At 70.4% G+C, this 21667-nt stretch carries 20 protein-coding genes and 2 pseudogenes; 8 read left to right on the top strand and 14 right to left on the bottom strand.

Annotation, left to right across the window (positions count from 1 at the left end):
* Nucleotides 1-2 precede the first annotated feature (2 nt).
* From JWP28_RS08610 to JWP28_RS08590, 6 genes and pseudogenes are all read left to right on the top strand, one after another.
* Nucleotides 3-1637: a GMC family oxidoreductase gene (locus JWP28_RS08610; protein ID WP_299542061.1), complete on the top strand. Its 1635-nt coding sequence runs from the start codon at nucleotides 3-5 to the stop codon at nucleotides 1635-1637.
* A gap of 91 nt (nucleotides 1638-1728) precedes the next feature.
* The gene (locus tag JWP28_RS08605) at nucleotides 1729-2292 is read left to right on the top strand and encodes a YfiR family protein (RefSeq protein WP_299542059.1); all 564 of its coding nucleotides are present in this window, start codon (nucleotides 1729-1731) and stop codon (nucleotides 2290-2292) included.
* Nucleotides 2289-4040, top strand: a complete 1752-nt coding sequence (locus JWP28_RS08600; protein WP_299542057.1) for a response regulator — start codon at nucleotides 2289-2291, stop codon at nucleotides 4038-4040. The genes JWP28_RS08605 and JWP28_RS08600 overlap by 4 nt, the downstream gene beginning before the upstream one ends.
* A 277-nt stretch (nucleotides 4041-4317) precedes the next feature.
* Nucleotides 4318-4743 (top strand): annotated as a pseudogene (locus JWP28_RS20630) (PAS domain-containing protein); the annotation flags it as partial.
* A 184-nt stretch (nucleotides 4744-4927) separates the two neighbouring features.
* Nucleotides 4928-5755 (top strand): annotated as a pseudogene (locus JWP28_RS08595) (PAS domain S-box protein); the annotation flags it as partial.
* A gap of 66 nt (nucleotides 5756-5821) precedes the next feature.
* Nucleotides 5822-6712, top strand: coding sequence for an ATP-binding protein (locus tag JWP28_RS08590; protein ID WP_366143790.1), 891 nt, complete (start codon nucleotides 5822-5824; stop codon nucleotides 6710-6712).
* A 33-nt stretch (nucleotides 6713-6745) separates the two neighbouring features.
* Here JWP28_RS08590 and JWP28_RS08585 read toward each other — a convergent pair whose 3' ends face one another.
* The 10 genes from JWP28_RS08585 to JWP28_RS08540 all read right to left on the bottom strand — a co-directional run bounded on the left by JWP28_RS08585 (nucleotide 6746) and on the right by JWP28_RS08540 (nucleotide 16418).
* The gene (locus JWP28_RS08585; RefSeq protein WP_299542055.1) at nucleotides 6746-7564 is read right to left on the bottom strand and encodes a glycosyltransferase family 2 protein; all 819 of its coding nucleotides are present in this window, start codon (nucleotides 7562-7564) and stop codon (nucleotides 6746-6748) included.
* 142 nt (nucleotides 7565-7706) lie between these two features.
* A complete protein-coding gene (locus JWP28_RS08580; RefSeq protein WP_299542053.1) occupies nucleotides 7707-10082 on the bottom strand; it encodes a TonB-dependent receptor in 2376 nt (791 codons plus the stop codon).
* 57 nt (nucleotides 10083-10139) lie between these two features.
* Entirely contained in the window at nucleotides 10140-11141 is a 1002-nt protein-coding gene (locus JWP28_RS08575) for a FecR domain-containing protein (RefSeq protein ID WP_299542051.1), read from the bottom strand.
* A 106-nt stretch (nucleotides 11142-11247) separates the two neighbouring features.
* Nucleotides 11248-11772: a sigma-70 family RNA polymerase sigma factor gene (locus JWP28_RS08570; protein ID WP_299542049.1), complete on the bottom strand. Its 525-nt coding sequence runs from the start codon at nucleotides 11770-11772 to the stop codon at nucleotides 11248-11250.
* Between the two features lie 74 nt (nucleotides 11773-11846).
* Nucleotides 11847-12617, bottom strand: coding sequence for an alpha/beta fold hydrolase (locus tag JWP28_RS08565; RefSeq protein ID WP_299542048.1), 771 nt, complete (start codon nucleotides 12615-12617; stop codon nucleotides 11847-11849).
* Between the two features lie 74 nt (nucleotides 12618-12691).
* Nucleotides 12692-13132 carry a response regulator gene (locus JWP28_RS08560; protein ID WP_299542046.1) on the bottom strand — a complete coding sequence of 147 codons (441 nt, stop codon included), beginning with the start codon at nucleotides 13130-13132 and terminating at the stop codon, nucleotides 12692-12694.
* Nucleotides 13133-13223: 91 nt separating this feature from the next.
* Nucleotides 13224-14291 carry a beta-N-acetylglucosaminidase domain-containing protein gene (locus tag JWP28_RS08555; protein ID WP_299542044.1) on the bottom strand — a complete coding sequence of 356 codons (1068 nt, stop codon included), beginning with the start codon at nucleotides 14289-14291 and terminating at the stop codon, nucleotides 13224-13226.
* Nucleotides 14288-14743: an NUDIX hydrolase gene (locus tag JWP28_RS08550; RefSeq protein WP_299542042.1), complete on the bottom strand. Its 456-nt coding sequence runs from the start codon at nucleotides 14741-14743 to the stop codon at nucleotides 14288-14290. Before JWP28_RS08550 ends, JWP28_RS08555 begins: the two co-directional genes overlap by 4 nt.
* Before the next feature lie 2 nt (nucleotides 14744-14745).
* Entirely contained in the window at nucleotides 14746-15762 is a 1017-nt protein-coding gene (locus tag JWP28_RS08545) for an inorganic phosphate transporter (RefSeq protein WP_299542040.1), read from the bottom strand.
* An 11-nt stretch (nucleotides 15763-15773) separates the two neighbouring features.
* On the bottom strand, nucleotides 15774-16418 hold the full coding sequence (locus JWP28_RS08540) for a DUF47 domain-containing protein (RefSeq protein ID WP_299542039.1): 645 nt from the start codon (nucleotides 16416-16418) through the stop codon (nucleotides 15774-15776).
* A 271-nt stretch (nucleotides 16419-16689) separates the two neighbouring features.
* Between JWP28_RS08540 and JWP28_RS08535 the strand changes: the two genes are divergently transcribed.
* On the top strand, nucleotides 16690-17601 hold the full coding sequence (locus JWP28_RS08535; RefSeq protein ID WP_299542037.1) for a sugar kinase: 912 nt from the start codon (nucleotides 16690-16692) through the stop codon (nucleotides 17599-17601).
* A gap of 57 nt (nucleotides 17602-17658) precedes the next feature.
* On the opposite strand, the gene JWP28_RS08530 is transcribed toward JWP28_RS08535, so the two are convergent.
* The 3 genes from JWP28_RS08530 to JWP28_RS08520 form a co-directional block, all read right to left on the bottom strand.
* On the bottom strand, nucleotides 17659-18120 hold the full coding sequence (locus JWP28_RS08530) for a GNAT family N-acetyltransferase (RefSeq protein ID WP_299542035.1): 462 nt from the start codon (nucleotides 18118-18120) through the stop codon (nucleotides 17659-17661).
* Nucleotide 18121: 1 nt separating this feature from the next.
* Nucleotides 18122-20005 (bottom strand): DUF885 family protein, encoded by a 1884-nt coding sequence (locus JWP28_RS08525; RefSeq protein WP_299542033.1) that lies wholly within the window; start codon nucleotides 20003-20005, stop codon nucleotides 18122-18124.
* Nucleotides 20006-20108: 103 nt separating this feature from the next.
* The gene (locus tag JWP28_RS08520) at nucleotides 20109-20633 is read right to left on the bottom strand and encodes a hypothetical protein (RefSeq protein ID WP_299542031.1); all 525 of its coding nucleotides are present in this window, start codon (nucleotides 20631-20633) and stop codon (nucleotides 20109-20111) included.
* A 131-nt stretch (nucleotides 20634-20764) separates the two neighbouring features.
* Here JWP28_RS08520 and JWP28_RS08515 point away from each other — a divergent pair, with 131 nt between their 5' ends.
* On the top strand, nucleotides 20765-21004 hold the full coding sequence (locus tag JWP28_RS08515) for a hypothetical protein (protein WP_299542029.1): 240 nt from the start codon (nucleotides 20765-20767) through the stop codon (nucleotides 21002-21004).
* 310 nt (nucleotides 21005-21314) lie between these two features.
* On the opposite strand, the gene JWP28_RS08510 is transcribed toward JWP28_RS08515, so the two are convergent.
* Nucleotides 21315-21476, bottom strand: coding sequence for a JAB domain-containing protein (locus JWP28_RS08510; protein ID WP_366143789.1), 162 nt, complete (start codon nucleotides 21474-21476; stop codon nucleotides 21315-21317).
* Nucleotides 21477-21667 lie beyond the last annotated feature (191 nt).

Raw genomic sequence — 21667 nt, 5'->3', positions numbered from 1 at the left:
GCTTGGCGCGTTTCGACGTGGTGATCATCGGCAGCGGGGCGGGCGGCGGCACCCTGGCGCAGCGGCTGGCGGCCTCCGGCAAGACCATCCTGATCCTGGAGCGCGGCGAGCAACTGCCGCGCGAGGCGGAGAACTGGAGCTCGCGGGCGGTGTTCGTCCAGCACCGCTACCGCACTCAGGAGAAGTGGTACGACAAGCAGGGCAAGCCGTTCACGCCCAACACCCACTATTGGGTGGGCGGCAACACCAGCTTCTACGGCGCGGCGCTGATGCGGCTGCGCGGGCGGGACTTCGAGGAGGTGCAGCACGCCGGCGGGGTGTCGCCCGCCTGGCCGGTCAGCCTGACCGATATGGCGCCCTACTACGCCGAGGCCGAGACGCTGTGGCGGGTGCACGGGTCGCGCGGCGACGACCCGACCGAGGAGGGGAACGAGGGCCCCTACGCCTACGCCGCCGTGCACGACGATCCGGGCATCGCCCAGCTTAGAACCCACTGGCAGGAGCAGGGGTGGAAGCCGTTCTCCCTGCCGCTGGGGATCAACCTCGACCAGGCGCATCCGGTCACTTCGGCCTGCATCAAGTGCAAGACCTGCGGCGGCTATCCGTGCCTGCTGAAGGCCAAGTCGGATGCGCGGACCATCGCCATCGAGCCGCTGATGGGCCTGCCCAACGTCACCCTGCTGACCGGCCGCAAGGTGACGCGGCTGGAGACCGATCCCGGCGGCCGGACGGTGACCGAGGTGGTCTGCCAGACCGAGCAGGGGGAGGAGCGCTGGACCGGCGACATCGTGGTGCTGGCGGCGGGCGCGGCGAACACCGCCGCTGTGCTGCTGACCTCGGCCAATGCGGCCCATCCGAACGGCCTGGCCAACGGCTCGGACCAGGTGGGGCGGAACTACATGTTCCATACCCTGACCGCGATGGTCTCGCTGACCTGCGCCCACGTGGACGTGACCTTCCCCAAGACGCTGGCCTGCAACGACTTCTACTGGGGCGACCCGGACGGCTCCTACGACAAGCCCATGGGACACATCCAGCTCCTGGAATACATGTCCGGCCAGACGCTGGAGGGCCAAGTCTCCGACTGGCTGCCGCCAGGCCTGGTGCCCGACGAGATCTCCGAGGGGATCGCCGAGCGGATGCTGTCGATGCTGGTGATCTCCGAGGACCTGCCGCTGCCGGAGAACCGGGTGCGGGTGACGCCCGACGGACGGATCAACCTCGACTACACCTACAACAACCTGGAGGGCCACGAGCGGCTGGTGAAGAAGCTGCACGGCTCGCTGGACGGCTTCGTGGACCATGCCCACCCGATCTCGCAGCACCATTTCGAGTTCGGCAGCCTCTTGCCGCTCTACGGCACGGCGCACCAGGCGGGCACGGTGCGGTTCGGGGCGGACCCTGCGAGCTCGGTGCTGGATCCTTGGTGCAAGGCCCACGAGCTCGACAACCTCTATGTGACCGACACCAGCTTCTTCCCCTCGATCGCGGCCGTGAACCCGACTCTGACCACGGTGGCCAACGCCTTGCGCGTCGGCGACCACCTGCTCGAGCGGCTCGGTCATGGGACGCCCCCGGCGAAGGCGCGAAGCGTCGCGTGGCCGCGGTCGCACAAGGCGGGCGAAGGGCTCGCTTGAGCGGCGCACGGCCTGGAGTACAACAACCGGGGGACTGACCGGTCCGGCGGATTGCGCGCACCGCCTGCCTTGGCCTGAGGTGGGAATTCGGATGGAGACCCGGCGGGCGCTTCCAGCCCGCATCGCGACCGTGGCTGCCGCGCTTGCATGCGCCCTTGGCGCGGCCGCGCCCGCGCGGGCCGGCTGGACCGGCGGCCCGGAGATGGCGGTCAAGGCGACCTACCTCTACAAGCTCGCGCGGTTCGTCGACTGGCCCGCGGGCGTCTATGGCGGGCCGACCGCGGCGCTGACGATCTGCGTGCAGGGCCTGGACCCGTTCGGGCCAGTGCTCGACCTCGCGATCAGTGGCCGGACGGTCGGGACCCATCCGGTGGTGGTGCGCAGGCTCGCCAAGCTCGAAGCCGGCTCCGGCTGCCAGGTCGCCTACCTGGCCGGTGGCCCCGCCCAGTCGTCGGCCCAGGCGCTGCAGGCCGTGGAAGGCCAGCCAGTGCTGACGGTGACCGACGAGGCGCGGGGCGCGCTCGCCCGGGGGATCGTCCACCTGCAGCGGGTGGCCGGCCGGGTGCGTTTCAGCATCGACGCAAGTCAGGCCGAGGAGAACGGCGTGGCGATCAGCTCCAAGCTGCTGAAGCTGGCCGTGGCGGTGAAGCGATGAGCCCGCAGCCTCCCCCGGACCGGCGGCTGGTCAACATCGCCTGGTCAAGCGTCGTGGCGCTGCTGGCCATCGCGGCGTTGCTGGGGGCGCGCGCCGAGCTCGACTACCGCCGCCAGGCGCAACGCCAGGCGGAGGTGCAGGCCGACATCCTGGCCGTCAGCGCCGGCGCCGCGCTGGCCTTCGAGGACCCCGCCGCCATGCGTGAATACGTCGGCGTGCTGCGGGTGAACCGCGCGGTGGCGGCGGCGGGGATCTACGACGCCTCGGGCCAGGCGGTGGCGACGTTCAACCGCAGCGGCGCAGGCCGGCCGCCCGCCCGGATCGGCGGCCTCGGCTCGCACTTCGCCGGCGGGCACGTGACGGTGACCCGGCCGGTGCTCGAAAAGGGCGAGCGCCTGGGGGCGGTCTACCTGGAGACCCTGCCGGAGCCCTGGATGGCGATGTTCGGCCGGCACTCGGGCATGGCGGTGCTGTCGGTGCTGGCGTTCCTGATGCTGGGCGTGGTGACAGCGGCGGCATCGCAGCTGGAGGCCCGCGCGCGCCTGCTGGCCGAGGCCAACGCACGGCTGCGCGAGGAGATGGCCGCGCGCGGCAAGGTGGAAGACGCGCTGCGGCAGAGCCAGAAGATGGAGGCGCTGGGCCAGCTCACCGGAGGAATTGCACATGATTTCAATAATCTGCTGCAGGTTGTTCACGGCGCCTTCGAGCTGATCCGCCGGAAGTCCGGCGACCCCGACAAGGTCGCGGCCTGGGCGGAGAACGGGATCGCGGCGGCGGAGCGCGGGGCGCGCCTGACCCGCCAGTTGCTTGCCTTCTCGCGCAGCCAGAAGCTGGAGCTGCAGCCCTTCGTGGTGGCCGATCTGATCAGCGAGATGCGCGAACTGCTGGTCCGGACGCTCGGCCCCGACATCGCGCTCACCCTCGATCTGGACGAAACCCGCGCCTCGGTGATGAGCGACCGCACCCAGCTGGAACTGGCGGTGCTGAACCTGGCGATCAACGCGCGCGACGCCATGCCGAACGGCGGACGGCTGACCATCGCCACCAAGGTCCGCGGCATCCCGGCCGGCGATGCGGTGCTTGAGCCGGGCGACTATGTCGAACTCAGCGTCGCCGACACCGGCGAGGGCATGTCGCGCGAGCTGATCGAGCGGGCGTTCGATCCATTCTTCACCACCAAGGGCGTCGGCAAGGGCACGGGCCTGGGCCTCAGTCAGGTGTATGGCGTGGCCCGGCAGGCGGGCGGTACGGCGGAGATCGAGAGCAGCCCGGGCCGCGGCGCTGTGGTGCGGTTGATGCTGCGCCGTTCGACGGCGGCCGCTGAGCCCGCGACCGCGTGGACCGAGCGCCAGCCGATCCCGGCGCCGCCGGCCGGGCGCAGCGTGCTGGTGGTCGACGACGAGGCATCGGTGCGGGCGCTCGCCGGCGAGACGCTGGAGTTGCTGGGCTACCGGGCGCTGACAGCCGACAGCGGAGCCGCCGCGCTGGCCATCCTGGAGCGCGAGCGGCCGGACCTGATGCTGTTCGACTACGCCATGCCGGGGATGAACGGAGCGGAGCTGGCCGGAATCGTCCGGACGCGCTGGCCGGACGCGCCGATCGTGTTCGCCAGCGGGCATGCCGACACCGCGGCGGTCGAGGCGGCGCTCGGCGGCCAGGCGAGAATCCTGCGCAAGCCCTTCAGCGTGGAGACCCTCGCCGAGACCATCGCGGGCCTGTTGGAGGGACGGGGTCTGGCCGAGGGGTGAAGCGAGGGGGCCCCGGAGGGCGGCGAAGCCTCGCAGCTTCACCGCCCATGGGAGAGATCAGGCGCCGTTCAGGGCAGGACGGCTACGTTCCCCACGGGCAGATTTGTCCAAAACCCCGTCCTGCGCACCCTAGGAAGAATACTGTGAGGCAGCTTGACCCAAGACCACCGGCCGGTCGGTTCAGGCCGCCGCGGCGCTCGGTCGCAGGCGAGGTTAACCGTAGCTCAAGGGGCGAGGCGCAAGCATCTGAAACAGATAAGAAAATTATGGTCCCCATATGCCCGACGCCGCGTATCGCACAGCAGGGCCGCCAGGGGCCGTGCGCCTTGGCCTCGGGGCGGTCGAAGTCGGCTGGGACCTGCTGTCGGAGAAGATCAACGACCTGGTCGTCGTGGTCGACGCCAGCGGCAGGATTTCCTACGCTTCGCCCGCATCCCGCATCCTGGGCTATGAGCCGCATGAACTGATCGGGCGGACGGGCGATGACTTCGTCCACCCCGACGATCTGGCTCATTTCCAGGCGAACACGGCGGCGCTGTTCAGCGGCGATCCCGTCAGCCGCGACGCCGACCGCGAGCATCGGTTTCGACTTAAGGATGGCTCCTGGCGCTGGCTGGAGGGCAACCCGAGCCTGATCCCCGGAGCCGACGGGAGGCCTATCGGGCTGCTCAACGTATTCCGTGACGTGACGGAGAAGCGGGCCATCCGCGACGCCTTGTCGGAGCAGATGCGGCGCGCGTCGATGGCCGAGGACATCGCAGGCGTCGGCTACTGGCGGCTGGACGCCGCGACCGCGCAGGTCACCTGGTCGGAGCAGGTATTCAGGATGTTCGGCCTGGAGCCGGGCGGGCGGCCGGGCTTGGGAAGGCGCGAAGACCAAGGTCCATCCCGCCGACGCAGCGGCGTCCAAGGCCCGCGTGGCCGCCGCCCTGCGTTCGGGCGAAGGCTGGTGCAACACGCCCATCCGCATCATTCGGCCCGACGGCGAGATCCGTCATCTGAGCGGCCGCGGGGTCTGCGAAAAAGGCGCAGATGGGCGCGTCGCCTTTATCTTCGGGACAATATTGGATGTGACGGAGGAGGTCGTCGCGCGACGTGCGCTCGAGGACAGCGAGCGGCGCTGCCGGCTGCTGACCGACCATGCGTCCGACATGATCTCGCGGGCGACCAGCGACGGCCGCATGATCTACCTCTCGCCGTCCGCGACGCGGATAACGGGGTACAGGATTTCCGAACTGCTCCCCCGCCAGATGCGTGAATTCGTTCACCCCGAGGACCTTGGGGGCTTCCTGACCGCGTACGGCGACCTGATCAGCGGCCGGGCTGAAGGCGGGCAGACGTTTCGCTACCGCGTCCGCCACAAGGATGGGTCGTGGTTATGGCTGGAGAGCAATCCCTGGCTGGTCCGCGCATCGGTGGAGGGGGAGCCGGACGAGATCATCGACGTGGCGCGGAATGTGACCGAGCAGGAGGCGCTGAAGGCGAGATTGAACGAGGCGCTTGCGGAGGCGGAGAGGCTGACCGCCGTGAAGTCGAACTTCCTGGCCAATATGAGCCACGAGATCCGCACGCCGCTCACCGCCGTGCTCGGCTTCACGGACCTGCTCGCCGAGCGCCCCAACCTCGACCCGCTTGCGCAGGGCTACGTCGAGCGGATCGCCGGCGCCGGGCGCTCGCTGCTGGCGATCGTCAACGACGTGCTGGACTTCTCGAAGCTCGAGGCGGGTCTTGTGACGATCACGCTGCAGCCGACGGCTCCGGCGGCGCTGTGCCGCGAAGTGATGGAGATGTTCGGCTTCCAAGCCGAATCCAAGGCGGTCGAACTCCGCTTTGAGGCCGCGGCCGACATCCCTGAGGCCGTGTCACTCGATCCGGACCGGCTGCGTCAGATCCTGGTCAACCTGATCGGCAACGCCATGAAGTTCACGGATCGCGGATCGGTCCGCGTGCGCGTCGGATACGACCGTCGCGCAGAGCGGCTCGTCATCGAGGTGGTCGACACCGGGCCGGGCATCGCCGCCGAAGCCCGCCAGAAGCTGTTTCGACGCTTCTCGCAGGTCGACGGCTCTTCCGCCCGCGGCAAGGGCGGAACCGGGCTGGGGCTGGCCATCTGCCACGGCCTGGCGCAGGCCATGGGCGGCGCGGTCTCGGTGAGAAGCCGCCTCGGGCGCGGCACGACCTTCAGCGTCAGCCTGCCCGCGCCGCCGGCCGCCGCGGCGCAGCCCGCCGAGGCGCCGGCCGCGATCGTCGAGGATCTCCAGGGCGTGCGCGTGCTGGTCGTCGACGACCACGCCTCGAACCGGGAACTGGCGCGTGCGGTGCTCGAAGGCGCCGGGATCGAGGTCAGCGAGGCTGAGGACGGGCAAGTCGCCGTTGCGATGGCGGCCCGCCTGCCGTTCGACGTGATCCTGATGGACATCCGGATGCCCGGATTGGACGGCCGGGCCGCGGCGGCTCTGATCCGCGGCGGCGACGGACCCAACCGGCGCGTTCCGATCCTGGCCTTTTCCGCCGACGCCGACTCCGGTGCGTCGCAAACCGACGGGGCCTCGCCCTTCGCCGGTTGGGTCTGCAAGCCGCTGTCGCCCTCGCACCTCCTGAGCGTACTGCACACGGCGGTGAACGACGGTCGCGCCTCGTCGCAGGACGAGGCGCTCGCCGCCGCGGTTTGAGCCTGCGGCGCTACCTGGTGACGAATCGCCGGGCTAGCGGCGGCCGGCGAAGCCGACCTGGGCGAGCTGCGCCGCGGGCTGGGCGGCGGCGTCGGCGCGCAGCTTGAGCAGGTGGCGGGCGCGGACGCCCGACAGCACGGCGTCGAGGCCGGCCATCAGCGCGATCAGGAAGCCGAGCTCGCCCTCCCGAAGGCCCTGGCGCCAGACGTAGGAGGTCCAGAACCGTGCGAAGCCCAACCCCATATCGCCGACGAGGCTGCGGACGTCGCCGGCGTCGGCGAGGTCCTGGGCGCGAAGCGAGGTCTGGCGGTTCAGGCGGGCGATCATGTGGCCGAGGTCAGGATCGGCGCGACGCTTCAACGGCGTCTCGAGCGCGCCTGCGTGGCGGCCCTCGAGCACTACGCCCGGGGCGATGCGGCGGGCCGTCCAGCGCTTGACGCGCCGGCGGTAGAGTCGCGGAGCCAGCACCTCGCCTAGGCCGGCGCCCCAGCCGCGGCGCACCAGGGTTTCGCCGACGTAGTTGTGCAGCGGAACGTCGAACCAGTCGCCGGCGGGCCGGCCGTGGATCGCCGCGCGGACCTCATAGGCCAGCGCGGCGTCCACATGCTCGTCCGTCTCGATCTCCAGGATCCACTCCCCCAGGCAGGCCGCCACCCCCGCGGCCTTGCGCTGGCTCTCCAGCGGGAAGATCCCGTCGATCACCCGCGCGCCGAAGTGGCGCGCGATCTCCTGCGTGCGATCCGTACAGCGGTCCGCCACCACCACGATCTCGTCGCAGAACTCCAGGCCGCGCAGGCAATCCGCCAGTCGCGCTTCATCGTTCTGCGCGCACACCAGAGCCGAAAGCTTCACCAGCGACCCCCGTCCAGCCACCCCGCGGCGTTAACCCGCCGTCAAGGTAATGACGCCGCGGCCGAGCTTCGCCCCCCTGCCGCCACAATCGGGAACCTGCTGATTTTCGACTCGGGGCCGCGGGGCCGCAGGCGGCTGAACCCTAAAACGCCGCCGCCAGCCGTACGCCTACGGTGCGGGGGCGCTGGGGGGTGACCTGGCGGACCTGGCCGAAGGTGAAGGGGTTGCCGTAGGCGAAGGTGTTGCTGGAGGAATCGGCCGGGTTGGTGACGAAGAGGCTGGCGCTCCAGCGGCGGGCGACGACCTCGGCCAGGAGCTCGGCGTCGATCACCGTATCGGTGCGCGCCGAAAGCGTCGGGTCGAAGGTCAGGCGGGCGGGACCGACGACGCTGGCCTGGCCGACCAGTCGGAGCGTCAGGTCGGCGGGCAGCGGCCGGTCGTAGCGCGCCAGGAGGCCGCCGGACGCCCGCGGCGCGCCGGGGAGGCCCGAGCCCAGCCGGCTAGCGAAGTCCGGGTTGGTGCGGGTGAACCGGGGGGTCGTGAAGAGCGCATTGGCCTGCACCGAGAGGCCGAAGGGCCACTCGTAGGCCGCCTCGGCTTCCAGGCCCCGGACTTCGGCGTCGCCGACGTTGGCGGTGTAGGCGAGGCCCGAGGCCCGGTACTGGTCCGACTGGATGTTGGACCACAGGTCGAAGAAGGTCGCCACGCGCACGACCAGGCGGCGGTCCAGGAACCGGCCCTTGGCGCCGATCTCGAAGTTCTCCAGCTTGTCGGGCTCGAAGGTGGTGCGTTGCGAGTGGACCGTCAGGAAGTTGGTCGAATTCACGCCGCCAGGACGGAAGCCCTCCGAGAACAGGCCGTAGACCAGCGGCCCGTCGGCGAACTCGTACTGCACCGAGAGCTTCGAGGAGAGGCCGCTGAAGCTGCGGTTCTCGTCCACGTCGCGCGGCTGAGTGGGCGGAGTCCCGACGATGACGGAGCGCACCTTCAGTTCGCTGTCAAAGACGCGCGCGCCGGCCGAGGCGCTCCAGCCGGGCGCGAAGCGCCAGGTCCCCTCGCCGTAGACCGCGAGCTCGTGCAGGTGGTCGCGGCGCTCCTCGTTGTAGACCCGGACGAGCTTGGCCGGGGTCTTCACCGCGGCGGCGCTCGGGGTGATCGCCGAGGTGGCGGAGACGTCGAGCGACGAGGGCGTCCGCTCCTGCGACAGCGAGCCATAGATCCCGGCCAGCCAGTCGAGCGTGCCCGCTCCGGTCGAGGTGAGCACCACGTCCTGCACCACGCGCCGGATGCGCGCGGCCTCGGAATAGACCCCGAGGTCGGCGCCGATCTCGCTGCTGAAGCTCGAGGCGCTGGCGTCGTAGAGGCTGGCGTAGTCGTGCTGCACATAGGAGGTCGAGGCGGTGAGGTCCGCCCAGCCGAGCTCGCCGCGCAGGCTGACGGCGCCTTGTGCGAAGTTGTTGTTCGAGGCTTCGCGGACCTGGTTGGCGCGCCGGCCGGGGGCGTTCTGAAGGGTGGTGTACTGGGTGTCGCGCGACTCCAGGCGCTGGCCCGCGCCGGCGATGTCGAGGGTCCAGCGGTCGCCGAGCGCAACCCGCAGGGCCAGGCGCCCGCCGGCGCGCGACGTCGAGTCGACGTTGGAGAGGCGCAGGGAGACGTCGTCCAGGTAGCCGCCCTGATCGTCGTAGTAGGCCACCAGGCGGAGGGCGGCGCGGTCCTGCACGAGCGGCAGGTTCAGGTAGCCCTCGGTCTCGTAGCTCGGCGAACCGCCCTGGGTGTTGGCCGCGACGACCTGGAGACCACCGGACAGGCGCTCTGGGTCGGGCTTGTTGGTGACGATCCGGTAGACTCCGGCCAGGGCGCCGGAGCCGTAGAGCGCGCCTTGCGGCCCGCGCACGGTCTCCACCCGCTCCACGTCGGTGAGCCGCAGGTCGGGGTCGGGGGCGTTGTAGTTGATCGGGGCGTCGTCGAGGTAGGTCGAGACCGTCGAACGGGCGCGGCCGGTGAAGGCCCCGTCGGAAAGGCCGCGCATCAGCAGCTTGTCGCGGCCGGGGCCGAGATTGGTCATCAGCACACCGACCAATTGGCCCGCGGTGTCGCGCACATCGACCGCGCCGGTGGCGAAGAGCTGCTCGCCGGAGATGACGCTGACGCCGGCCGGCAGGGTGTCGAGGCGTTCGGAACGCCGGCGGGCGGTGACCAGGACCTCGGTGACCAGGGTGACCGGCGGCGGGGCGGCGTGCTCGACCGGCGCTGCGGCGACGATGCGGACGGTCTGGGCGTCGACGATTCGCCAGCTGCAGGGCGCGCCCGCCAGCACGCGGGTCAGCGCCTCGGCCAGGCTGTAGTCGCCGGAGAGGCCGGCCCCGCCGCCGGCGCCGCAGGCCGACGCGCCGAGCAGGGAGACATTGGCCTGCACGGCCAGGTCGATCAGCGCCTCGGCATAGGGTTTCGGAGCGATCTCGAAGCGGCGGCGCGCTTCAGCGGCCTCAGCTCGGCCGGCGGGCGCGAGGAGGCACAATCCCGCGAGGGACGCGCGCAGAAAGGCCGCCGGCCTGGATATGGCCCCTTGTCCCCCTCATGGCTTCGCCGCCGGATCGCTGCGAAGCACGATGCCTTGCGCCGAAGGTAACGCTCTGATCGGCGCGAGCAAGGCGAGGCGGCGAATAACCGCGTCCTGGCTGTCGAGCACCAGGACGCCGGAGACCCGGATCTGGGCCAGCGCCGGATCTTCGAGCAGGATCGGGCGCGGGAACTGCTGGTTCAGGTCGGCGACCACCTCGCCCAGCGGCTGGTCGCGGTAGATCAGCCGGCCGCTCTTCCAGCTGAACACCTGCGCGGGGTCGACGGCGCTCACCTGCACGCCGGGCGCCCCCTCGACGTGGTCGAGGCGCTGGCCGGGATGCAGACGGTAGGCGGCGCCGGCGGCCTCGGCGCTGGGCCGCACCTCGACCACGCCGCGCTCGACGGTGACCGACAGCAGGCCGGAGCGCCGGCGGACGTCGAAGCGGGTGCCGACCACGCGCACCGTGCGGTCGCCGGCGGCGATCAGGAAGGGCCGGGCGTTGTCGGCCGCCACGTCAAACACCGCCTCGCCCTCGGGCAGGACCACGCGGCGCTCGTTGCGCGCCAGGGTGACGCTGAGCTGCGAGCCCGCGTTGAGGTCGACGGTCGAGCCGTCGGCGAGCTTGACGGTGCGGTGCTCGCCCTTGGCGGTGGCGAAGGTCTGGGTCCCGGCCTCGAAGGCGCTGAAGGGCATGACGGCAAGCGCGATCGTCGCGGCGGCCGCAAGGCCTCCGGCGACCAGCCAGCCGCGGCGGAAGGCCGGCGAGCGCCCCCGTCCGAGGCGGCGCGCGGGGGCCGCGTCGATGGCGCGGGCGATCCGCTCGGAGGCGGCGTCGACTTCCAGCGTGACCGCGAGGACGGCGTCGTAGGCGGCCGGATTGGCGGGGTGTTCGGCCAGCCAGGCGTCGAACGCCAGGGCCTCGCCCGCGTCGAGATCCGGCGCCTGCAGGCGCACGAGCCAGTCGGCGGCCGCAGCGCGCCTGGCGTCTTCAGCCGTGTTCCAGGCCCCAGTCATCAACTCACCCAAGCCGGCGCAAACGAGCGCCCGACATGGACATTGACGTCGCCGGGCGCCGCTACCCCCCGGTCATGGTCGTCAGCTTGGCGCAATTTAGGGTTGATCATCGGGCGAGTTTCGCCGTGAGCGCCTTGAGCGCGGCGCTGACGTGTTTCTCCACCGCCTTGACCGAAAGCCCCATGGTCCGCGCGGTCTCGGCGTGGCTGAGGCCCATCAGCTTGTGCAGGCGGAAGGCGCGGCCGGCCTGCGGCGGCAGCTCCTCGACCGCGGCGACCAGCTGGCGCAGGCGCTGGGCGGAGGCGGCCGCCTCGTCGGCGGGCGGCTCGTCGGCGATGTCGACGCCGCCGACCTCGGAGCGGACGACCTGGCGCCAGGCGGTGTCGCGGGCCGCGGCGCGGGCCTCGCCGCGGGCGCGGTCGAGCATCAGGTTGAGCGCCATGCGGTAAAGCATGGCTGCGGGATTGCCGACCTCGGCCGAGCGGTCGCGGCCGGCGAGCTTGAGGTAGAGCTCCTGGGCGAGGTCCTCCGCAGCGGCCAGCGAACCGGCGCGGGCGGCCAGGAAGCGCACGAGGTTCGCCCGGCGCTCCAGGTAGACGGCCAGCACGGGATCGTCGGAGGCGTTCGTCATCGGCGACGCCGGTGTGCCGCATTTCGGAAAGTCGGCCAAGCTCCCCCCGGTCGCGAAGACGGCGGGGGAGGAACCTAACGCGTCAAGCCCGCATCCTTCAGGAACCCCAACAGCGCGGCGTTGAACGCCTGCGGCTGGTCGAGGTTGGCGCTGTGGCCGGCGCCGGGGATGACCACCTTCTTCGCGCCGGGGATCTTGGCGGCCATGTAGTCGGAGGCGGCGAGGAAGGGCGTGTCGTCGGCGCCGACGATGACCACCGCGGGGACCTGGATCGCGGGCAGGCTCTCGATCACCCGGGCGTCGCGCTGGGTGAGCATGCCGCGGGCGGCCCGCGCCAGGCCCGAGGCGTCGCGGTGGCGGGCGAGCCGCACCTCGGCGCTGGCCCTGCTGAGGTCGCCGAAGCCCTCGGCCTCGAAGCGTTCGGCCCTGGCGATCGCATTGGCGTTCCAGCCGTCGCGGGCCTGGTCGTTCTTGTAGCCGGGACCGGTGTCGATGATCAGCAGCGCCCGCGTACGGTCCGGGTGGGCGCGATGGAAGGCGAGGCTCATATAGCCGCCGAGCGAGAGCCCGCCGACGATCGCGTCCCTGGCCCCCGCGGCGTCGAGCAGGGCGGCCATGTCGGCGACGGTGGCCGCTTCCGAATAGGCGGCCTGGTCTTCCGGATAGTCCGACTGGCCGTGACCGCGCATGTCCCAGGTAATCAGTTTGAAATGCTCGGAGAGCGGGGCGACCTGGCCTTCCCACATCGCCGAGGTGGCCGAATAGCCGTGGGTGAGGATCAGCGCCGGCCCCTCGCCGTGGACTTCATAGTAGAGCTTCACCCCGTCACGATCGAGCTTGGGCATGGCGGCCTCCCGTCCCTCGGCTCTTTTGGCGGCCGACGGGTAAGGTTAGCCCGCGCCGCGGCGGACGGCGAGGCTCAGACGGCCCGGTTAATCCTGTAGGGGGAGGCCGCGGGCGCCTGCTTGGGCTCGGCGGCGGCCTTGATGGCCTCGAGCAGGCGGGAGACCAGGATCGGCTTGGACACGTAGCCGTCGAAGCCCAGGTCGAGGTATTCATCCGGGTGGCGGCTGACGTCGGCGGTCAGCGCGATCACCGGGGTGTGGCGGGCCGGGCCCGGGAAGGCGCGTAGGCGCTCGACCGCCTGGATGCCGCTCATGCGGGGCATGTGGATGTCCATCAGCACCACATCGAAGGACTGCTCGGCAAGGCGTTCCAGGGCCTCGGCGCCGGACCCGACCTTGACGGTGCGATGGTGGAAGGCGGTGAGGATTTCTTCCACGACGCGCAGGTTCATCGGGTCGTCATCCACGTGCAGGATGACGAGCGACCGACCGACCGTTGGAAAGCGCTGCGACACCGCTGCCGGGCTCCAGATTCAGCGTAAATCATGGGGCCAGAACGCTAAGGTTACGCTGACGTTTGCGGTTAATGCCGGTTAATTGTGAAGCTTATTGGGTCTGCAGTTCTTCGCCGGTGATGGCGTAGGCGCCGTCGATCCAGCCCACGAGCTCGCGGGCGGCGGGATGGTCGAATGCGGCGTAGCGGGCGCGGAGCTTCTCCCGGCGCGCCTCGGAGAGCTCGCCGAGTCCAGCGTCCTGCAGGGCGCCGACGTCGGCCAGCAGCTGGGCGGCGAGGTCCGGGCCGCAGACGGCGAGCGCCGCCTCGCGGAAGGCCTGGCCGTAGGCATAGTCTTCGCCCTGGGCGTAGCCGGCTGCCAGCGTCAGCATCGGGATGGCGCTCAAGGTCGCCTGCGAGGCGGGGTTCACCGCGTGGCCGGCGATGTGCGGTCCGATGGCGGCGGGGCGGCCGGTGAAAGCGCGCAGGTGCAGATGGCGGCTCATCCGCGGGCCGTCGTTGACCGGGTAGTTGTCCCAGAGGAACGGCTTGCGGCCCATCTCGTCGGCGACGCGAGCCAGGTGGCCGGGGGAGAATTCCAGCGCGCAGACTTCCTCGCCGGTCCACATCAGGTCGATGGCGGGGTCGAGGGCAGCGCCGAGGTCCTTCAGGTAGCCTGGCGGGCGCTGGCCGAACACGCGGTCGAGCACCGGATCGTCGGTGTAGTAGCCGGGCGCCACGATCAGGCGCTCGGCCTTGGTGCGCTCGGCGGCGAAGGCCACGATCTCGGCCTGGCGACGTGCGAGGTCGGCCAGGTCGCCCTTCATGTCGTCGAACAGGATCGCCAGCCACCGGCTGCCGGCGGCGTCCAGCGCGGCGAGCTTGTCGGCGAGCGCGGCCCTGGCCTCGGCGGTGAAGTCGAAGTGCAGCTCGAAGGGCGAAAGGCCGACGCCTAAGGCCACGCCGGCCGCGCGGCAGTCCGCGGCGAAAGCGCTCAGCGCCGCCATCTCCTCGGCCGGATGCGGCTCGCGCCAGCGGCGGCGCAGGTAGGCGTCGGCCTTGGGGGCGTAGAGGTAGAAGCCGTAGCCGTGCGGCGCGAGGAACTGCATCAGCGCGGTGCGCTCGGCCCAGCTGTAGGGCCGGCCGAAGAAGCCTTCGACGGTTCCGAGCGGCGGGGTCATGGCCTGAACGTCGCCAAGAGGACCATCAGCTCGGGCTCGTCGACCAGGCGGGCGGCCTCCGTGATGGCGAGCCAGAGCTTTTCGCGCTGGCCGACCTCGGGGTAGACGTCGGCCTCGCCCTCGACCTGCAGGCCGAAGACGGCGACGCGCACGTGCTGCAGGCGTCCGTTCTTCAGCCGCTTGTCGTAGGCGTAGGAACCGACCGGGCGCTTGGAGACCTTGCCCCGCACGCCGGCTTCCTCGAAAGCCTCCTGGGCGGCGGACTTGGCCGACTTCATGCCCTTGATTGGCCAGCCCTTTGGGATCACCCAGCGGCGGGTTTCGCGCGAAGTGATCAGCAGCACTTCGACTTCCCCCTGCGCGTTGCGACGCCAGGGAAGTGCAGCGAACTGGGCGCGCGGTTCCCGGTCGGGTTCACGGTTTGACGGGGGATCTGGCGGACGCTTGGCCATGCTCAGCCCCACGTCTGGTCAGCAAGGCGGGCCAGCCAGTAGAACCCCGCGCCCAACAGCCCTGCTACCGGCATGGTGATCACCCAGGCCCAGACGATGCCGCTGGCGACGTTCCAGCGGACCGCGGAGACGCGCCGCGCGGCGCCGACGCCCACGATGGCGCCGGTGATGGTGTGGGTGGTGGAGACCGGAACGCCGATGTTGGTCGCGAAGAACAGGGTCAGCGCGCCGGCGGTCTCGGCGCAGAAGCCCTGCTGTGGCGTCAGGCGGGTGATCTTGGAGCCCATAGTGTGCACAATCCGCCAGCCGCCCGTCAGGGTGCCGAGCGCCATGGCCGCCTGGCAGGAAAGCACCACCCAGAAAGGCACGTGAAAGGCGCCGGTGAGCTTGCCGTGGGCATAGAGCAGAGCCGTGACGATCCCCATGGTCTTCTGGGCGTCGTTGCCGCCATGACCCAGGGAGAAGGCGGCCGCGGAGACGAACTGCAGCTTCCGGAAGACGCCATCAGCGAAGGCGGGGGTGGCCTTCACGAAGGTCCAGGAGACGATCAGGACCAGGAGGAGGGCAAGCGCCAGACCCAGAGCCGGCGAGACGACGATGCCGCCGACCGTCTTCCAGACGCCCGCCCAGACCACGGGGCTTAGGCCCGCTTTTGCGACCCCGGCGCCGATCAGGCCGCCGATCAGGGCATGCGATGATGACGACGGGATGCCGAAAAGCCAGGTCACGATGTTCCAGGTGATTGCGCCCCCCAGCGCACCGAAGATCACCGCATCGGAGACGATCCCGGGCTGGATGATCCCCTTGCCGATCGTCTGAGCAACATGCTGGCCGAAGATCGCGAAGGCGATGAAGTTGAAGAACGCCGCCCAGAAGACGGCGTAGCGGGCGGGCAACACGCGGGTCGAGACGATGGTGGCGATGGAGTTGGCCGCGTCGTGCAGGCCGTTCAGGAAATCGAACGCCAGCGCGACGGCGATCAGCACGATCAGCAGCAGGCCCGGGGCGGCAAGGTCCATGCTTCGGTGGCCTAGAGGTGCTCGATCAGCACGCTGCTGATCTGGTTGGCCACGTCCTCGAACCGGTCGACGACCTTTTCCAGGTGGTCGTAAATCTCGGCGCCGACGATGTAGGCCATGGGATCGGATCGCGCGGGGCCTCGGTAGAGGGCCGAGATGCCGGCATCGTAGAGGGTGTCGGACTGGTCCTCGAGGCGGGTGACCTCTTCGGTGAGGCTATTCAGGCGCGGAGCGTGCTCGCGCAGCGAGCGAAGCAGCGGCACGGCTTCGGCGGTGAGGTTCGCGGTCGTCACGATGACGTCGCCCAGCCTGACCATGTCGGGCTGGAAGCTGCGCTGTTCGAACAGCATGATCGCCTTGGCGGTCTTGTGCATCTGGTCGATGGCGTCATCCATCGAGGTGATCAGGTCGCGGATGTCGCTACGATCGAAGGGAGTGATGAAGGTCCGCCGCACGGCCAGGAGCACGTCGCGGGTGATCAGGTCGGCGTCGTTCTCGTGCCGGGCCAGGTCAGCGCAGTGGCCGGGAACGGCCTCGCCGCCGTCGAGCACCTGGCGCAGCGCGCCCGCGCCCGCGCACAGCGTGACCGCGTGCGCCTCGAAGAGATCGAAGAATTTGCCCTCCTTCGGCAGAAGCGCCTGGAACCAGTTCAACATGGGGGCCTCTAACGGGGGCTTTCGGGGAAATGGCTCATGAACGTCCGGCGACAGTGCGCGGATCGCGGTCCGCCAGGTCGCCAGCATGCTCCATGATGAGGTCGGACGAGAGGGCGCAACGACTCCACGGGCGGACTCAGTGCCGAACGGCTAGCCTAGAGTGATCCGCATTCGGAGCATTGCAAGAATACGCAGAATGAAGCTTCGCCGCCGTTGTCTGCGGCCGCGGCTCTGCGCAATGTCGCCCCCGCTTTAGGAGATAAGGAACCGCATGGCCGGCGTCGTCGCCGTAGGCGAGTGCATGGTGGAGTTGAGTCTGGCCGGGCCGGGCGCGGCGCAGGTGGGCTATGCGGGCGACACCTTCAACACCGCCGTCTACCTGCAGCGGCTTGGGCGGCCGACGGCCTATGGGACGGCGCTGGGAGCCGGCGACCCGTTCAGCCGCGCGATCCTGGCGCGGATGGCCGAGGAAGGGCTGTCGCGCGAGCTGGTGGTGGAGGCCGAGGGACGGCTGCCCGGGCTCTACGCCATCGAGCGGGACGCAAATGGCGAGGGCGGCTTCTACTACTGGCGGGGCGAGGCGCCGGCGCGGGACTATTTCCAGCTTGTGGACCTGGCCCTGCTCAAGGCCACCATGCTGGGCGCGCGGCTGATATACGTCTCGGCGATCAGCCTGGCGATCGTCGGCGAGGCCGGGTGGGGCGTGCTGATGCCGCTCCTGCGGGCGGCGGCGGGCGCGGGCGTCGAGGTGGCCTTCGACACCAACTACCGGGCGCGGCTCTGGCCCAGCGCCGAGGTCGCGCGCGCGGCGATCGAGGCCGTGATCGCCACCAGCCGCTATCTTTCAGTGAGCACGGCCGACGTGGCGGCGTTCGGCGGCGGCGATCCGGAAGCTTTTGCGCGGGCCTGGGCGACGAAGGGCGCCGAGGTGGTGCTGCGCCACGGCGACCGGCGGATCGAGGTGCTGAGCGGGGCGGACGTGGAGCGCTTCGCACCGGAGCCGCCGGTCCCGGTGGTGGATACGACCGGCGCCGGCGACGCGTTCAACGCGGGCTACCTGGCGGCGCGGCTGGAGGGGCGGCCTGTCCGCGAGGCGGTGGCCGCGGGGCGCCGCCTGGCTGCAGTCGTGGTGCAGCACCCGGGTGCGATCATCCCGCGCGCAGCGATGCCGGATTTGGCCTAGGGCTTGCCTCCCCCGCGAAGCGGGAAGGCAAGGACGCGACGGTGGAGGAACTGGAGCTCAAATCTCCTTGCGGTAGACCAGGAACCCGGACTTCTCGGCGACCTGGTCGTAGAGGCGCATGGCGGTCGCGTTGGTCTCGTGGGTCTGCCAGTAGACGCGGGGGGAGCCGGCGGCGCGGGCCTGATCGTAGACTGCTTCGATGAGGGCGCGGCCGACGCCGCCGCCGCGGAACTCGGCGCTGGTGAACAGGTCCTGCAGGTAGCAGGTCAGGCCGACGGCCGTGGTCGAGCGGTGGAAGAGGTAGTGGACCAGGCCCACGAGGCGGCCGTCACGCTCGGCCACCAGGGCGTGGACCGGCTCGGCGTCGTCGAAGAACCGGGCCCAGGTCGTGCGGGTGATCTCGTCGGGCAGGGTGGTCGGGCCCGAGCGGCCGTAGAAGGCGTTGTAGCCCTCCCACAGCGGCGCCCACGCCTCGAAGTCACCCCTCTCGATCGGGCGGATGGCGAGTTCGCCGCCCACGCTAGAGGTTCACCACGCCGCCGGACCTGACGTAGCTGTCGACGACGTCGCCGAGCACCGGGAGCGGCACGGCGCCGGTCTTGACCAGGAGGTCGTCGAAGGTGCGCAGGTCGTACCTTGCGCCGAGGCCCGCCCTGGCCCTGTCGCGCAGGCGGTTGATCTCGCTGTGGCCGACCTTGTAGCCGCAGGCCTGTCCGGGCGTGCCGCAATAACGGTCGATCTCGCTGGTCATGCCCTGGCGGGTGCGGCCGGTGTTGTCGATGGCCCACTGCACCGCCTGCTCGCGGCTCCAGCGCTTGGCGTGCAGGCCGGTGTCCACCACCAGGCGCACGGCGCGGAACTTCTGCGCCTGCAGGTAGCCGAGGCGTCCGGCCCAGTCGTCGTCGTACATGCCGATCTCATCGCCCAGTTGCTCGGCGTAGAGGGCGTAGCCTTCCACATAGGCGTTGAAGCCGGAGATCAGGATGCGGATCAGCGGCAGCTTGCCGGTCTCGGTGAGGTAGGCGCCCTGCCAGGCGTGGCCGGGGATGGTCTCGTGGTAGGTCAGCGTCGGCAGGCTGAACTTCGGCCAGTTCTCGGTCGACTTCAGGTTGATGTAGTAGGTCGAGGGCCGCGAGCCGTCGAGCGAGCCGGTGTTCATATAGCCCAGGCCGGCGCCGTCCTGGATGTCGACCGGCACCCGCTTGACGATCACCGGCGCCTTGAGTTTCAGGTTGAAGGCGCGGGGCAGGCGCGGGCGCACCGCGGCGATCAGGCCGTTCAGGTAAGCGATCAGCTGCTCGCGGCCGGCGTCGGTGTCGGGGAACAGGTACTTCGGGTCCTTGCCCAGCGCCGTCATCCGCTCGGTGACCGAGCCCTGAGTGAGCCCCTGCGCCTTCAAGAGGCCGTCCATGCGGGCCTCGATGGCCTGGTTCTGCTCCAGGCCCATGTTGTGGACCTCGTCCGGCGAAAGCGAGGTGGAGGTGCCCTCGCGCAGCAGCCAGCGGTAGTAGGCCTCCCCGTCCGGCAGGCGCCAGACCCCGGCGTCGTGGCCGGCCTTGCCCTGCAGGCCCTTCAGCGTGGCGAGCTGGGCGGCGAGCGCCGGGTAGACCTCCTTCTCGACGATGGCCGCGGCGCGGGCCTGGTAGTCGCCGGAAAGGCCGGCCTCCCTGACCTTGCGGCCGAGCGCGGTGGCGAGCCGGGCCCGGGCGGCGGGGACGGCGAGCAGGCCCTCCTGCTGGCCGATGGCGTTGGCGAGGATGAAGTCCGGGGCGATCACGCCGAGCCCGGCGTCCTTGCGGACCCGTTCGGTTTCCTGTGTGAGCACACGGGCCATGGCGTGGACACGGGCGAGGTAGGCCTCCGCGTCGGCCTTGGTGGCGACCTTGTGCTGGCTGTCGAGGAATTCCGGCACGGCGGAATAGGCGCCGCCCTGCTGGCTGACCACGTAGGGGGTGGCGCTCTCGCTCATGGCCGAGCCCAGGGTGTTCTCGCCGTAGTCGAAGGGCGCGGCGTCACGGCCGAGCTCGAGGGCGTACTTGACCACCGCCTTGTTGAGGCGGGCGGCCGGCGAGAGGCCGGCCTCGGGGAAGGTCTCCAGCTTGGCGAGGCCCGCCCGGCACCAGGCGCGGTCCTCGGCGATGTGGGTCATCGAGGTGTCGCTGAGCCGTGACTTGAGCGCGGCGCGGGCGCCTGTGTCGAGGCCGAGGCTGGTGGCCTGCTCCGGTCCAGTGGCCAGGATGTGCTCGGAGAGGCCGTCGAAGTAGCGGTTGATCGCCGCGTCGCCGGGGGGCGCCGCCGCCTTGAGGCCGGGCGCCTTGTGCGCCGCGCCCTTCGGCTTGGGCGCCGCGGCGGTGAGGCCGGCGGCGGCGGCGGTGATCAGCAGATGGCGGCGGTCGACGGTCATTCAGGGAGCCTCGGGGGAAAATGAGGCGCGACCCTAGGGTGTGCGCCCGCCGCCGGGCAAGGCGCGCGGGATTAACAATAGTTCAGGTTGGCCGCGGGCGGCGTCAGCCCGGGTCCTTGTCGAGCTGGTCGCCCTTGGCGCTGATCCAGGTCACCAGGTCCCAGGCGTTGCGGATGGCGATCAGCAGCAGGCCCATCAGGCTGGCGGCGATCCCGCGGGCGGCCCAGACCGGCGAGAGCCAGACGGCGGCGGCGGAAAGCGCCAGGGCGAGACAGGCGGCGAACGGCGCAGCGCCATAGGTCCAGATGTCCGACCAGTGGCTCGCCTTGATCGCCTTGGAGCCCAGCATGACGACGGCGCGGGCCGCGAACGCCAGGCAAACGAGGGCGAAGGCCTCGAAGATCATTCCTGTCGCGGCGGCCGAGACGCCGGGCGCCGTGGCGAGCGCGCTCAGCAGCAACACCATGGCCAAATGGGCGACGGTGGGCGTCATGAAGACGCTGGCGGCGCGAAGCTGAGTGGCCGCATCGCCGCCGCGCATCAGGGTGACGACGATGAACAACAGCCCGATCAGGGCGCCGGCGGCCCCGCCGATCAACAGGTAGAAGCTGTCCCAGCCCTCGAACATCGGGTGAGCCTAACCGGGAGCGGCGTCGGCGCGAAGGGCGCAGGGTCAACGCGGCTTCATCACGTTGCTGCACGCGGGCTTAAGCGTAGTGCGGGTATCGACCGCCCGGGCGATGGGGAAGGCCCGGGTCGATGTCCTATTTCAACGTGCCCGCCGTTCCGCCGACGCCGCCGGCCAGCTATGCGGCGCCCGCGCCTGACCGCGCCAGGCCGCCGAAGACGGCAACCGAGCCCAGGCCGCAGAGCGCGGCCCAGTCGAGCTATGGGCCGGCGGTGGTGCTGGGCGGCTCGCTCGCCAAGCCGCCGGAACGCCGCGCGCCCCCGGCCCCCGAGCCGCCGAAGCCGGGCCATCATGTGGACCGGGTGATCTGAAGCAGCAGTTGCTCCCCCGTAAAACGGGGGAGCTGTCAGCGGACCGTCAGGTCCGATGACTGAGGTGGCGCGCGGGCTTCATCCATCAGCCACATTGCGACCGCTGGCCGTCCCGTCGCCTGAGGTATAGGAGGCGCATCCAGAGAAGGCCTTCGGGAAGCGAGAGACGGCTAGCATCGCCTTGGCCCGGCGATGGATCTTGCTCAGCGCTCTCACTCGCCCGCGCGCGCCCTCCGTCTTGGCGCTGGCGCGCCAAGCCACCTCCCCCGCGTTGCGGAAGAGGAACTGGAACTGCGTCTCGAGTCTCGCATCAGAACAGCCCGAGCGCCTTGAGGCTCGCCACCCCGTCGCGGCCGACGATGAGGTGGTCGTGGACGGCGATGCGCAGGGAGCGGCCGGCGTCGACGACCTGGCGGGTCATGTCGATGTCTGCGGACGAGGGCGTGGGGTCGCCGGAAGGGTGGTTATGCAAGACCCCAGGCGCTCTGATAATACCTTGAAGCAAAAGGGAAAATCGACCGTCTACGCTACCGGTGGGGACGGGGATTGGGGACGGTTAGCCCTTCAAATTCGCCACGATACCGTCCCCAGTGATTCGGTCCTGATCGATCACCGGGAAGCACGGCACTGAATGACGTTTCGCCGATCCCAGGCCTCAAGTTC

Source organism: Phenylobacterium sp. (genome assembly GCF_028290885.1).
Lineage (GTDB): Bacteria > Pseudomonadota > Alphaproteobacteria > Caulobacterales > Caulobacteraceae > Phenylobacterium.
Note: the sequence above shows the minus strand (reverse complement) of the source record. Positions and strands in the feature narration are given on the sequence as shown.

What these genes read in the sequence shown, in the direction of transcription:
- JWP28_RS08605 (WP_299542059.1), top strand. Translation starts at nt 1,729, where the DNA reads ATGGAGACCCGGCGGGCGCTTCCAGCCCGCATCGCGACCGTGGCTGCC.
- JWP28_RS08600 (WP_299542057.1), top strand. Translation starts at nt 2,289, where the DNA reads ATGAGCCCGCAGCCTCCCCCGGACCGGCGGCTGGTCAACATCGCCTGG.
- JWP28_RS08590 (WP_366143790.1), top strand. Translation starts at nt 5,822, where the DNA reads ATGGAGATGTTCGGCTTCCAAGCCGAATCCAAGGCGGTCGAACTCCGC.
- JWP28_RS08575 (WP_299542051.1), bottom strand. Translation starts at nt 11,141, where the DNA reads ATGACTGGGGCCTGGAACACGGCTGAAGACGCCAGGCGCGCTGCGGCC.
- JWP28_RS08570 (WP_299542049.1), bottom strand. Translation starts at nt 11,772, where the DNA reads ATGACGAACGCCTCCGACGATCCCGTGCTGGCCGTCTACCTGGAGCGC.
- JWP28_RS08565 (WP_299542048.1), bottom strand. Translation starts at nt 12,617, where the DNA reads ATGCCCAAGCTCGATCGTGACGGGGTGAAGCTCTACTATGAAGTCCAC.
- JWP28_RS08555 (WP_299542044.1), bottom strand. Translation starts at nt 14,291, where the DNA reads ATGACCCCGCCGCTCGGAACCGTCGAAGGCTTCTTCGGCCGGCCCTAC.
- JWP28_RS08550 (WP_299542042.1), bottom strand. Translation starts at nt 14,743, where the DNA reads ATGGCCAAGCGTCCGCCAGATCCCCCGTCAAACCGTGAACCCGACCGG.
- JWP28_RS08545 (WP_299542040.1), bottom strand. Translation starts at nt 15,762, where the DNA reads ATGGACCTTGCCGCCCCGGGCCTGCTGCTGATCGTGCTGATCGCCGTC.
- JWP28_RS08540 (WP_299542039.1), bottom strand. Translation starts at nt 16,418, where the DNA reads ATGTTGAACTGGTTCCAGGCGCTTCTGCCGAAGGAGGGCAAATTCTTC.
- JWP28_RS08535 (WP_299542037.1), top strand. Translation starts at nt 16,690, where the DNA reads ATGGCCGGCGTCGTCGCCGTAGGCGAGTGCATGGTGGAGTTGAGTCTG.
- JWP28_RS08525 (WP_299542033.1), bottom strand. Translation starts at nt 20,005, where the DNA reads ATGACCGTCGACCGCCGCCATCTGCTGATCACCGCCGCCGCCGCCGGC.
- JWP28_RS08520 (WP_299542031.1), bottom strand. Translation starts at nt 20,633, where the DNA reads ATGTTCGAGGGCTGGGACAGCTTCTACCTGTTGATCGGCGGGGCCGCC.
- JWP28_RS08515 (WP_299542029.1), top strand. Translation starts at nt 20,765, where the DNA reads ATGTCCTATTTCAACGTGCCCGCCGTTCCGCCGACGCCGCCGGCCAGC.